The following is a 10,926-nucleotide window of genomic DNA, read 5'->3' on the forward strand; positions in this document are numbered from 1 at the left end:
ATTTTAATCACCCGGTTCCGTCGATGCCGATCGGCACGATATAAAGCCCCGTGTCCGCCGCTTTTTTTACAACCACGTTGACGCCGTAAATTTCCTTGACTCTCTCCGCAGAGAGAACCTCTTCCGGCAAGCCGTGGGCCACGATGCCCCCGTCCTTCATCGCAATGATTCGGTCGCTGTAACGAAGCGCCTGGTTCAGGTCGTGCAGCACCATGACAATGGTGAGCCCATGTTCGCGATTCAACCGCCGCGTCAGCTCCAGCAGCTCCAGTTGATAGTACATGTCCAGATAGGCGGTCGGCTCGTCGAGCAGCAAAATCGGCGTTTTCTGCACAAGCGCCATCGCCAGCCATACCCGCTGCAGCTCCCCGCCAGACAGCTGCTCGATGGAAGCCGAACGCTTGGCCGTCAAGCCGGTGCAAGCCAGCGCCCATTCGATCGCTTCCCGATCCTCCCGCTCGCTGCCTCCGAACCAGCCGCGATGAGGAATTCGCCCATAGCCGACCAGCCGCTCTATCGTGATGTCCGACGGGGCGCTGTTCTGCTGGTGGACCACCGCCAGCTTGCGGGCCAGCTCCTTGGGAGAGTAACGATGCACGGCTTTGCCATCCACGATCGCCTGCCCGGATTGCGGGCGATAGAAGCCGGAAAGGACGCCGAGCAGCGTAGACTTGCCGCAGCCGTTGGGACCGATAATCGTCGTGACTTTGCCGGTTGCCACGAGCGCTTCGACGCCTTTTAACTGGTCGTGCTTTTTATCGTAGGAAAAAACAACCCGATTAATTTCCATGCGCACGCCCGCCCCTTCGCAGCAGCATTAAGAGACAAGGCCCGCCGACAACCATCATGACGACGGATGCGGGAATTTCGTTGGGAGCCGCAATCGTTCTGCCGATCGTATCGGCGGCCAGCACCAGCAGCGCGCCGGCCAGGGCCGAGAACGGGAGCGACAGGCGGTGATCGGAGCCGACGCACAATCGGGCGACGGCAGGCACGAGCAGACCGACGAAGAAGAGAAACCCGCCTACCGCCGCCGCGGCGCTCGCCAGCAATACCGCTACGGCCGACACCACGAGGCGCGCCCGCGTCACATGCAGGCCGAGATTGTGCGCGGTCTTGTCCTGCAGCGCCAGCAGGTTGCACCAGGGACTAAGCAGAAGCGCAAGCGCCAGCCCGATCGTCCCGTAGATCAGCAGCAGCCGGACATCCTCCCATGTCGCGTAAGCCAATGTCGACGAGCTGATCAGATTCGCCTGGCCAATCGAGGAGCGCAGAAACGACGGCAGCAGCTGTCCGATTCCCGTAAAGATCATATGAACGGCAATCCCGACCAGCACGAGACGCACGGGACTGTATTCTCCGCGCCAGGCGATCGCGTAGACCAGCAGCCAGGCAACCGCGCCTCCAACAAACGCAAACAACGGCGACCAGAAAAACAGCAGCGGGAACAGGCCGGTCAGCAGCACGGTGAAGACGCCGGCGCCGGCGGAAATGCCGATGACGCCCGCGTCGGCCAGCGGATTGCGCATGACGGCCTGCAGCAGCGCGCCGGATACGGCAAGCGCGGCTCCGACCAGCATCGACATGATCATGCGCGGGAAGCGCAGATCGCGAATAATCGCCGCGCGCTCGTCGGTCCCGTTCAGCAGGCCGACGATAAGCTCCGACGGAGTTATCTTGATGCTTCCGGTGATCGCCGAATATAGAAAGACGCCGATCAATAAGACCAGCAGTCCGATAAACAGGGCAATCCGCCCGATCGATTGGCTTCTCACTCGTACAACAACTCCATCAGTTCCTCCAAAGCTTCGCCCACGGCAAGGTTGCCGGTCGTTCCGAAGAGAGTCTCTTCCAGATCGTACACCCGTCCCGTCTTCACCGCGCTAAAATGCTTCCAGATATCGTTCTTCTTGAACTCCGCGTCAAACATCTTCACCACTTCGTCCGGCAGTCCGTGAGCCGCCCGCAAAATCACGTCCGGATTCGCCTGCTGCAGATGCTCCGTGTTCGACGCCACATATTCCACCTGTTCGCCCTGAACGACATTCGTTCCGCCCAGCCTGCGGACCAGATCGCCGATATAGGAATGCTCCGTCGCCACGAGATAGCTTCCGGGAATGCCCATGAGAATCAACACGCTTGGCGCCGGCTTGCCCGCGGCCGCGCTCTGCAGCTCCTCCAGCTTCTGAAGATGCTGCTGAACAAGCCGTTCCGCCTGCTCCTGCCGTCCGTAGCGTTCCCCCAGATTTATAATCGCGGCGTTCATGCTGTCCAGACTGGTGAAATCCAGAAACTCGGCCTGCACGCCTGCGCTCTCGAATTTCGGCGCCAGATCGTACTCCAGCGTCGTGACCGACAAGACCTCGTCGGGCTTCAGCATGCGTACCATCTCCATATCTGGACTCATCGGATTGCCCACCTCGGTCAGCCCGTCGTAACGGGCCGGAAGCGGCTTGGAGCTCGTCGGGACGCCGACGAGCTCCACTTCCAGCGCATCCAATATTTCCGCGATGGCGACTGTCGTCGCGACGATGCGCGGCCCGCGATCTTCCGCGGCGGTCGTCGCTTGCTGCGGCGACCCGCTCGGCGAACCGTCAGACCTGCCTTCCGAGTTCCCGGCCGCACATCCCGACAGCAGCATAGCGGACAGCAACAGCAGCCATACGGCCGAGCGCAGCCGATTCCCGGCTCCGTCTGCGGCGAGCCGTCGCGAATAACCTTGCATGATCTGACTTCCTTCCTGTCAAATGAGGCTGCACTTGTAGGGCAGCCTCATCCGTAACTATTTTAATGCTGAGTCAGCAGCACCTTCAAGACAAGCGAGACCGCTTCCGCGCGCGTCGTGTCGGCCGCCGGAGCGAAGGCGTTGTTGCCGCGGCCGGAGATCAGGCCGGCTTCAACGGCCGCCGCTACCGACGACTTCGCCCATGCCGGAATGTCTTGGGCATCGCCGAAGGTCGGCGCGGCATCCTCGGCCAGCTCCAGGTGGGCAATGCGCGCGATAATGACCGCCAGCTGCGCGCGGTTGACCGGCGTGTTCGGACGGAACGTATCGTCGGAATAGCCGACCAGCAATCCTGCGGCTTGAACTTGCGCGATCGCTGCCGCCGCGTAACCGGGAATTTCCGCTTGATCCGCGAACGACAGAGCCTCCGCTTCACTATTCAGCTTCAGCGCGCTCGTCAGAATGACCGCCAGCTGCGCACGCGTTACTTTACCGTTCGGGTTAAACGTGTTATCGCCAATGCCTTTCACAATGCCGAGCGATACGGTCTGCTCGATGGCGGCTTTCGCCCAGTGATTCTCGATGTCCGCAAAGCTCGACTCCGCTTGCTCTTCTTCCGCGGCGATTAAGATTTGCGCTTTATGCTGCATGATTCCGTATGGTCCGGCGTTAACTTCCAGCGCAACATTCAATTTCTTCGCTGCGTCCGCTACCGCGATTTCGACGACGCGGCTGTCCGCATCCTTATCTTCGCTCACGACTGTCGCATCGACGTACTCTCCGTTCGCCTCGTATTGGAACGAAGGAATCAGGCTGCTGCTAAGCAGCGTAAACGAGAAATAGCTGGCGCCGTCCCGCTCGTACAGCCGGCCCGTCTTGCTCGTGTAATTGCCCAGGCTGGAAGGCTCGTCCGTTCCGTCCTTCAGCACCGCGAACGCCGCTTCACGACCGTCGTTTCCAGGCGCTGCCGGCTCCGTGTCCCCTTGCTCCGCAGGAGCTCCCGGCATGCCGGCAGTATCGAATGCCAGCTGGACTTTGTAGTCGCCCTGATAATTCATTGCCGGCACTTCGACGGCAATGCGGACGTTAAGCTTCTCGCGAATGTCGCCGACGGGGAATTTGACCACGCGCGTATCCGCTTTCTCGTCTGAGCCGATAACCGGAGCGGCCGTCAGCTTCCCGTCCTGCTCTACCTCGAACGCGGAGATCCAGGCGCTCTTCAGCAAGGTGACTTCCGCGTATCCGACGCCGCCCTCCACCGTCACTTTCGCCGGCTTCTGCACGTACTCGTCCGCTGCGGACACCTCGTCCGTTCCGTCCTTCAACACTTTGAAGCTAACCTCGTAGGAGCGCTCCGGAGCGTTCCCTTCCGTGCCTTCCGCCGCCAGGACGGGCGTTGCGGACAAAAGCAGCAGCAGCGCAACCGTCAGGGAAATCCATTTTCCTGCATTCTTTTTCAAGATCACCAAGCTCCTTATTGTCAATTTGGATCGTGCGATCAAACGTTTGTTTTGTTTCTTCGCCGCCAATACAGCAAACCGCCTGCAAGGCCGACAGCCGCCACGGCGATCAACGCCGGCGCCAGCCAGCCGCCGGACGAATCCGAAGAAGCCGTCGGTTCCTGAGCTTCGGCCTGCGAAGCGGCGCCGGGCATAGCCTCTTCCCCTGCGTCCGCCGCAGGATCGGCCGAGCTCTCGGCGTCGTCAAGTCCGCTCTCCTCCGGCTTGTCCGAATGGATCGGCTCTGCGGCCTCCCCGTCTTCGACAACAGGCGGAGCTTCTTCGACTTCGGAAGGCTTACCGGAAGCGCCGGCCGTTGGAACCGGGGCGGACTGCGGCTTTACCTCGGCGACCCCGTCGCTGGGAGCGGCCGGGGCTTGGGGCGCGTTGGCCGAATCCGCAGCAGGTTCAGCCGCCTTCGGCGTCGGCTCCGGCTTCGCTTCGCTTGCGCCGGGCGAAGCCGGTTCACTCGCCGGAATCCCTTCCGCCTGGAACGCAAAACGGACCGTATATTCATGATCGTAGCCAAGCTCGTCGATGACGACATGCATTTTAACCGCCACCGGTTCGTTCGGATCGGCGACCGGAAGTCGGACGGTCCGCTTATCCGCCGCTTCGTCGGCTTCGACGACCGGCAGTTCCGCTCCATTCGCGCCCGCCGGGTATTGGATCGAGACGATCCAATCGCTATGATTCATCTGGATGTAGGCGACGGCTTCTCCGTTCGCCACTTCTATCCGCGCCGGTTTCTCGAAGTAATCGTTGGCAATGGACACCGAATCGTCGTCGGGCTTTTTCAGCGTGTACTCCACCTCGTAAACGCCGTCAGCCGGTTTGGGAGCCGCGTACGCATTCGATGCCCCGACGTACAGCATAAGGACGGCGAGCATCGCCTGCCCTACTTTGGCCGCCCTGCTCTTGGTGAGCAATTTCCGAAACCCTCCTTCTTTCCCGCCGCTGCCGACAGCAGCAGCCGCGTTTCTCCAGCCCTCACCTCTTTTCGTCGTCAAAAGCTATCATTCTCTTAACAATAATAATCATTATCAGGTGACAAAAGTATGACAAATCCCCTCTAGCGTTCGTATTTCCCCAGTATGCCGCGCACGTAATCTCGAAAAGCCGCGCGTACTTCAGGAGGCTCGATCACTTCGCATTTTTCCCCGAAGGCAAGCAGCTTGTCATAACCGAATGAGTTGTTAACGATGGGATACGTCGCCAGACAGGTATCTCCCTCCACACGAAGGATATGCGCCTGCCCGAAGCGTTCGACCACCTTGTCCGCGACCGAGCGATGCAGGCGAATCGTTACCTCCACCCAATCCCGGTTCATCCACTCGCCCTCGTCCATGGGCAGCGGCGCGAAGTCTCTCGGCGCAAAAGACTCGGACGAAACCCGCAGCCCGTTCATCCTCGCTAATTTGAATATGCGATAATCCTTTCTATCCGTGCAGTAACCTTGCAAGTACCAGCTGCTTTCCTTGAAAACGATCCGATATGGCTCGACCTTCCGGGAACCGGCGCGACCGTCCCGATTGACGTAATCGAACAATAAATACCGTTGTTCGTTCATCGCCGTCTCGACCAAGCTAAGCAAGCTTCGCAAGGACTCGTTGCCCTGATTAAGCGATAAATCTACCGCAAACTTCCCTGCCCTGTCCGTTACGTCGCTCGGATGGAAGCCCTGCAGTTTTTCTATAATATAATTAAGCTCCTTATGCCCGAACAACTGTCTATAGCTGTTCAAGCTGGCGAGCAAGGTTTGCAGGTCCTGCTGCGTGAACAACAGCTTGTCTATTTTGTAGGATTTCATTAATCCGACGCCGCCCATCGCTCCTTGATGCGTAAAAACGGGCAGCCCGGCAAAGGTTAACGTATCGATATCGCGATAGATGGTTCGTCTGCTCACTTCGAGACGTTCAGCCAATTCCCTTGCGCTTACCACCTCATGCTCCAACAAAATCATGATCAAAGCAATTAAACGATCGATTTTCATATTCCGCCTCCCGCTCGCTCAAGTATGCCATACAGATGTCATAGTTGATAGATTAGGCTTAATACGTATTCAAAAACTATTTTCTGATTGGGAGGCAACAAAATGAATCCTTTTAAGCTCGAAACGAAGATGGCTTTTCGCGTTATCGGTTTTAAGACGACGCTACTGGAGGGGACGCACGTTCATTCTCCGCAGTTCTCCGGTCAAAAGACAACGTTCTTCAAAGAGTTGATCGCCGGCGGACAGATGGCAAGCCTTCGTCCTTACGCGGACAGCGGTTACGGTTATGCGGCGGTGGCCGAGGAGGATGGGCAAATCTACTATTATGCCGGGGTCCAGTCTGATCAGCCGCTGCCTGAACATGCCGTTGAGGTTCATTTTCCGGCAGGCGAATACTTGATCTTGTCCGGAAGCGGCGGGTTATCGCGCTTGGCGTTCGATAAGCTGGAGGATCAAGCGTTCGGCTCGCTGTTAACCGCGGAGTTCGAATACAAATATTCCGGGGCGCCGATCGCGGAAGTGTTGCTCAATGGGGATCCGATGGATGCCGAAGTCGAGGTGTGGGTGCCGGTAAGAAAGCGGAATGCCGGGTAACAGTTAGGTTGGCGATGCCGTTCCACCGGAACGCTGCTTAGCTGCTACTTCGTTCGGTTAGAGGGAAAACAAATCGGGCCGACTCCGGCTGATAGGCCGAGGTCGGCTCTTCCTGCGGGGGAGAATCATAACGAGGCCGATGAACCGTTATCCAGTTCAATCTCTCTGGCGAAATCCAAAAATCTTGTTCCCTGATAGGTTAATTCGCCCCTGTCCTGCACGGCCAGCAAGCCAAAAAGGCTGGCTTTGACATACAGCTCTTTGCGAGCGCGATCTTCGAATTCAAACGTAACATAGTAATTCGTGTTGGCTCCGGAATCATGGGTCCCTCCCCAAACCTCCGTCCGCTTGTCCACGATTGTGCATATCCTTCTCACGATTTCCGCATGATTGTTGGAGTTCCATGTGCGCACTCCTTTAAAAAGGAAAAACAAAAAAGTAGCTGCCATCGGAAGGAGGATAAGTCCTCCGAATATTTTGAAGAATAAGGGCATTTCGTGTAAAAAATTCGAAAAACCGTTAGGTTCGCTCATGGAGGCCTCTCCTTCCGCCCGCACTCATTGATTCAGAACCGCATAGCCCAGCCAGCCGATCACGAGATAAACCGGCACGCTTGCCAGAAAAGACATCGTATATTTTTTCTTCCTGATCAAGATTCCCGACCCTACATAAAATAACGGGAAGATGAGGCCCCAGAAGAGAAAGATCGGCCATCCCGCAAGATAAAGCGACATAGGAATGATTAGAATTGCGGCGACATATAGGCTTCGATGATTTTTATACCGTATTCCGAAGATCGAACATAGGATGGACGCTATCATACAGGGCCAGAACAACAAAGTAATCATGCCTTCTCGCTCCTTTGTCGGATATTCTACATCAAGGTTCGGAAAAAGCCGCTTTTTATTTTTATATCGTTTTGTTCCGCCCACTTCTTTAATTGGCTCAGTCCTTCTTCTTCCTGCTCCTTGTCAAAACAAAAAAATAAGTCCACAGGGACCCATCTCTTTCCCCATACTTTACAGCCTATTTTCTTGTGTCTTATGTAAATGCATTCTATTTGGGCGGCTTCGTACTTTACGTGGCTTGAGGATATTATGTAGGTTTGCTCCAGTGTTATGCTTAGCTTGGTAAAAAATCCCCTTTTGATCATTACGGCAATATAGGCAAAAACAATGAGTATTACACCTACCGTGAAGTACACAGTGACAGGATTCCGGTTAACCGCCAGGCTAATCAGCAGGCAGACTTCCAGCAGGATCATCAACGTCAAATTCAGCTTTATTCCCGGGTGTACGGTTTTAAACGTGAATGCCATCGCTTGAATTCCTTTCAATAACGGCGGAAAATATTATGACGGCGGCTCCTTATCCGCCACTACGGTCAAAATGACGTTATGCTCCAGCAACGCTTTTAATGCGCAGAGCACCATCGTAAATCCGCCCATGGAACCGACGGCTTCCTCGGCTCCTCCCTCGAGGCCGGAATTCGTAACATGAACATAGGTGGCGTCGCCATAAGACGTGAAGGTCCATTCGACCCTTGAAGGCCATTCGATCACGATCCTCTTGTTCTCTTCCAGCTCTGTGACGTCGATATCGGCGGAGACGCCGTACATTTCCCAGTCCCACCGAATCCGTTTTCCGGCTTCAAGTCTGCCGCTGCTCTTCGTGAACCAAAATTTCGTGGTCACCGCAGGATCGACCAGGGCGTTAAACACCTCCTGCACCGGTCTGCGAATCAGCATGCCAACCTTAACTACGGGATCGTTCATCTTCATCTTCTCCTTATTTTCATTTTAAATTGAAAGTGGCTCTACTGGCAGAAATGTTGCGACCACGCAGCTTCTTTTCTTCGTTTCACCTCTCCCAAGTTTTGTAATGCAACTCGTTAACATGGATAGACTCTTGCTAACGCTTATTCTAAAATCATGTTATTTTAAAGAAGAGGAGAACTTAAGGAGATAATACATTAAAAAGTAAAATTGTGAAAGGAAATGAATATGCGAATAATTACTTTGTGCGGCTCTACAAAATTCAAGGCTGAATTCGAACAAACCAATGCATTCCTCACACTTCAAGGAAATATTGTAATCAGTCTCGCCTTCTTCGAGCAAAGTGAGGGATTTAAAATAAGCGAGGAACAGACGGAACGACTTGGAGAGCTTCATTTCAGGAAAATTGATCTTTCTGATGAAATATTCGTCATCGACGTGAATGGATACATTGGCAGTAGCACTAGAAGAGAAATCGAATATGCCAAAGAAAGAGGAAAGGCAATACGTTATTATTCTAATGATGAAATTCCTTCAAATGTATTCAACTAATTGAGATGTTTCCTATATTTAAAAAACAGCATCTGATTGAAGAAGTGAGAAAGAAATTTGATCCTTTATATGGGTTAGTGCCGCCACACCTAACACTTGTGTTTCCGTTTGCAAGTGAAATTCCAACCTCAAAACTTGAACAACATGTAAAGGAATCGCTAGTTGGTCTATGTCCGTTTCCAATTCAACTAAAAGGGATAACTGCTACATCGGATAACCACTTATTCTTAAATGTAAAAAAAGGGAACGACAATATTATCGAATTGCATGACAGGCTATATTCTGGTCTACTGAGTGAATTTATGAACCGTCGATACACCTATACTCCCCATCTAACCGTTGGAAGATGTAATAATGAGATTGAACTTCAAGCTGCCCTTGAGTACACAAAGCCGTTTGAAGCCCCTTTCGATATTGTGGTTACCAATTTAGCTTCTGAAATTATTGAGAGCAATGGAAATTCAACTATTGAATTTATCGTTTCTTTATCATGATATTATTGCTTAGAAGTCCGTGCAAATAAGCCTCCGCCCGACGCAAGCAGCTATATTCTATCGTTGATGGGCTCTCCCTTTCGCCCTGCGGGCTCGGGTTCCTAGAAAATAAATTAAAATAACGATTTGAACAATACCGAATATCGCCGGTAAAAACAGCTCCCACAATCCCCAATCCCAAGTTGTCGGCATGAGTCCGCCGGAATTATTTTGGGTTTTGGCATAGGTCATAAATAGTAATCCGGGAAGCGTTGAACTGGCGACCCACTTCATAAACGTGCTCTTGTTCCTCGATCTCACCGCAAATACTCCGTTTGGTATGCTCAAACCAATTAAAAGGGCGTATACAGCCATATAGGGGAAACCCGGCTCCGTAAAAGGCGAACTATTATAAATAACCCCCAATCCGTAATGGCAAGCCGCAATTATCATTAGCCCCAAGGGTAATTTCAATAAAGTTCCCCCTAATTATTTTGTAACGCGTTCCTCAAGGCCGATCTTGAATTGAATTCCTCAAGTTTCAACATCACAGAACCGTTAAGTTTAACATTCAACTCCACAATGTTTAAATCATCGGTGGGCAAATAATCTTGAATCCAAGCCTCGGTCATATGGATTTGATCGTTAACGGATCCAAGTATGCTTTTATTGTGTGTTTTAGTGTAGGTGAACTCGGTCATTTCCGACAGGATGGCGGCAACTTCCCGTTCATTGAATTTATCCGCCTTTAAGATCAATTCCAGGTTTTTTCCGAAGGTGCTCCCAAAGTCCTTGAAATGTTCCTTTTTTATTCCATAGAGCACCAGTTGGTATCTTGTTTGGTCATTCATGAGCATCAAACAGTTTTTGCGTCCAATTTTAAATAGATGGGCATGCCAGCTGTGCAAAGGTCTATACCCAACCTCTGGAATCGGCGATAGGGAAAACCCGGCAAAATCGATCAGTTTTTTGGTAGCTGCAATAATCGTCACTGGTGTATCCCTTTCCTTGTTAAGTCGTCGCGTCTTTTTCTACATTATATACTTTTTAATTACTAACTTACATAATCTTCCCCTCAAAAAAACAAATGTTGACCCATCCGCATACAAAAACTCGAAAGAATCGTGCAAACACCACTCCAACCCACTTCTTTACGGCTGGGCGAACGCTACGCGAGCCGATTCGAGCGGTTGGCCGTTTTTAACGGTCTGGCAGAAGCCGTCGATTAACTGTGGAAAAGGCATGGTCATTGCGACCGTGCTTTTTCTCCCCCTCCCCGCCGCTAACCTTGGTATAATTTCTATATCAAATTGTCC

The 10,926-nt window shown here is 53.1% G+C and carries 14 protein-coding genes; 3 read left to right on the forward strand and 11 right to left on the reverse strand.

The features are described 5' to 3' along the window. Positions 1-7 precede the first annotated feature (7 nt). The 6 genes from ACFFT4_RS26035 to ACFFT4_RS26060 form a co-directional block, all read right to left on the reverse strand. On the reverse strand, positions 8-790 hold the full coding sequence (locus ACFFT4_RS26035) for an ABC transporter ATP-binding protein (protein WP_378051929.1): 783 nt from the start codon (positions 788-790) through the stop codon (positions 8-10). Beyond that, positions 780-1,775 carry a FecCD family ABC transporter permease gene (locus ACFFT4_RS26040; protein ID WP_378051931.1) on the reverse strand — a complete coding sequence of 332 codons (996 nt, stop codon included), beginning with the start codon at positions 1,773-1,775 and terminating at the stop codon, positions 780-782. The genes ACFFT4_RS26035 and ACFFT4_RS26040 overlap by 11 nt, the downstream gene beginning before the upstream one ends. Further along, the gene (isdE, locus tag ACFFT4_RS26045) at positions 1,772-2,725 is read right to left on the reverse strand and encodes a heme ABC transporter substrate-binding protein IsdE (RefSeq protein ID WP_378051932.1); all 954 of its coding nucleotides are present in this window, start codon (positions 2,723-2,725) and stop codon (positions 1,772-1,774) included. Before isdE ends, ACFFT4_RS26040 begins: the two co-directional genes overlap by 4 nt. A gap of 62 nt (positions 2,726-2,787) precedes the next feature. Next, on the reverse strand, positions 2,788-4,185 hold the full coding sequence (locus ACFFT4_RS26050) for an NEAT domain-containing protein (RefSeq protein WP_378051933.1): 1,398 nt from the start codon (positions 4,183-4,185) through the stop codon (positions 2,788-2,790). Positions 4,186-4,223: 38 nt separating this feature from the next. Then, the gene (locus ACFFT4_RS26055; protein WP_378051935.1) at positions 4,224-5,234 is read right to left on the reverse strand and encodes an NEAT domain-containing protein; all 1,011 of its coding nucleotides are present in this window, start codon (positions 5,232-5,234) and stop codon (positions 4,224-4,226) included. A gap of 62 nt (positions 5,235-5,296) precedes the next feature. Beyond that, complete coding sequence (locus ACFFT4_RS26060; RefSeq protein WP_378051936.1) at positions 5,297-6,217, reverse strand: helix-turn-helix transcriptional regulator; 921 nt, start codon at positions 6,215-6,217, stop codon at positions 5,297-5,299. Between the two features lie 102 nt (positions 6,218-6,319). On the opposite strand from ACFFT4_RS26060, the gene ACFFT4_RS26065 reads away from it, so the two are divergent. Further along, positions 6,320-6,811: an effector binding domain-containing protein gene (locus ACFFT4_RS26065; RefSeq protein ID WP_378051937.1), complete on the forward strand. Its 492-nt coding sequence runs from the start codon at positions 6,320-6,322 to the stop codon at positions 6,809-6,811. A 125-nt stretch (positions 6,812-6,936) separates the two neighbouring features. On the opposite strand, the gene ACFFT4_RS26070 is transcribed toward ACFFT4_RS26065, so the two are convergent. The 3 genes from ACFFT4_RS26070 to ACFFT4_RS26080 all read right to left on the reverse strand — a co-directional run bounded on the left by ACFFT4_RS26070 (position 6,937) and on the right by ACFFT4_RS26080 (position 8,585). Then, positions 6,937-7,344 carry a DUF2500 domain-containing protein gene (locus ACFFT4_RS26070; protein ID WP_378051938.1) on the reverse strand — a complete coding sequence of 136 codons (408 nt, stop codon included), beginning with the start codon at positions 7,342-7,344 and terminating at the stop codon, positions 6,937-6,939. Between the two features lie 341 nt (positions 7,345-7,685). Continuing rightward, positions 7,686-8,129 (reverse strand): hypothetical protein, encoded by a 444-nt coding sequence (locus ACFFT4_RS26075; protein WP_378051939.1) that lies wholly within the window; start codon positions 8,127-8,129, stop codon positions 7,686-7,688. Positions 8,130-8,162: 33 nt separating this feature from the next. Continuing rightward, on the reverse strand, positions 8,163-8,585 hold the full coding sequence (locus ACFFT4_RS26080; protein ID WP_378051940.1) for an SRPBCC family protein: 423 nt from the start codon (positions 8,583-8,585) through the stop codon (positions 8,163-8,165). A gap of 228 nt (positions 8,586-8,813) precedes the next feature. On the opposite strand from ACFFT4_RS26080, the gene ACFFT4_RS26085 reads away from it, so the two are divergent. Both ACFFT4_RS26085 and ACFFT4_RS26090 read left to right on the forward strand, forming a co-directional pair. After that, positions 8,814-9,137, forward strand: a complete 324-nt coding sequence (locus ACFFT4_RS26085) for a hypothetical protein (RefSeq protein ID WP_378051941.1) — start codon at positions 8,814-8,816, stop codon at positions 9,135-9,137. 5 nt (positions 9,138-9,142) lie between these two features. Then, complete coding sequence (locus tag ACFFT4_RS26090) at positions 9,143-9,631, forward strand: 2'-5' RNA ligase family protein (protein WP_378051942.1); 489 nt, start codon at positions 9,143-9,145, stop codon at positions 9,629-9,631. Positions 9,632-9,688: 57 nt separating this feature from the next. Here the strand turns inward: ACFFT4_RS26090 and ACFFT4_RS26095 are convergent, their stop codons facing one another. Both ACFFT4_RS26095 and ACFFT4_RS26100 read right to left on the reverse strand, forming a co-directional pair. Next, positions 9,689-10,084 carry a hypothetical protein gene (locus tag ACFFT4_RS26095; protein ID WP_378051943.1) on the reverse strand — a complete coding sequence of 132 codons (396 nt, stop codon included), beginning with the start codon at positions 10,082-10,084 and terminating at the stop codon, positions 9,689-9,691. A gap of 11 nt (positions 10,085-10,095) precedes the next feature. Then, the gene (locus tag ACFFT4_RS26100) at positions 10,096-10,602 is read right to left on the reverse strand and encodes a DUF6933 domain-containing protein (RefSeq protein WP_378051944.1); all 507 of its coding nucleotides are present in this window, start codon (positions 10,600-10,602) and stop codon (positions 10,096-10,098) included. Between the last annotated feature and the right edge of the window lie 324 nt (positions 10,603-10,926).

Source organism: Cohnella cellulosilytica (assembly GCF_042431195.1).
GTDB classification, from domain to species: Bacteria; Bacillota; Bacilli; order Paenibacillales; family Paenibacillaceae; genus Cohnella; species Cohnella cellulosilytica.

What these genes read in the sequence shown, in the direction of transcription:
- ACFFT4_RS26080 (WP_378051940.1), bottom strand. Translation starts at nt 8,585, where the DNA reads ATGAACGATCCCGTAGTTAAGGTTGGCATGCTGATTCGCAGACCGGTG.
- ACFFT4_RS26090 (WP_378051942.1), top strand. Translation starts at nt 9,143, where the DNA reads ATGTTTCCTATATTTAAAAAACAGCATCTGATTGAAGAAGTGAGAAAG.
- ACFFT4_RS26035 (WP_378051929.1), bottom strand. Translation starts at nt 790, where the DNA reads ATGGAAATTAATCGGGTTGTTTTTTCCTACGATAAAAAGCACGACCAG.
- ACFFT4_RS26065 (WP_378051937.1), top strand. Translation starts at nt 6,320, where the DNA reads ATGAATCCTTTTAAGCTCGAAACGAAGATGGCTTTTCGCGTTATCGGT.
- ACFFT4_RS26085 (WP_378051941.1), top strand. Translation starts at nt 8,814, where the DNA reads ATGCGAATAATTACTTTGTGCGGCTCTACAAAATTCAAGGCTGAATTC.
- ACFFT4_RS26070 (WP_378051938.1), bottom strand. Translation starts at nt 7,344, where the DNA reads ATGAGCGAACCTAACGGTTTTTCGAATTTTTTACACGAAATGCCCTTA.
- ACFFT4_RS26075 (WP_378051939.1), bottom strand. Translation starts at nt 8,129, where the DNA reads ATGGCATTCACGTTTAAAACCGTACACCCGGGAATAAAGCTGAATTTG.
- ACFFT4_RS26060 (WP_378051936.1), bottom strand. Translation starts at nt 6,217, where the DNA reads ATGAAAATCGATCGTTTAATTGCTTTGATCATGATTTTGTTGGAGCAT.
- isdE (WP_378051932.1), bottom strand. Translation starts at nt 2,725, where the DNA reads ATGCAAGGTTATTCGCGACGGCTCGCCGCAGACGGAGCCGGGAATCGG.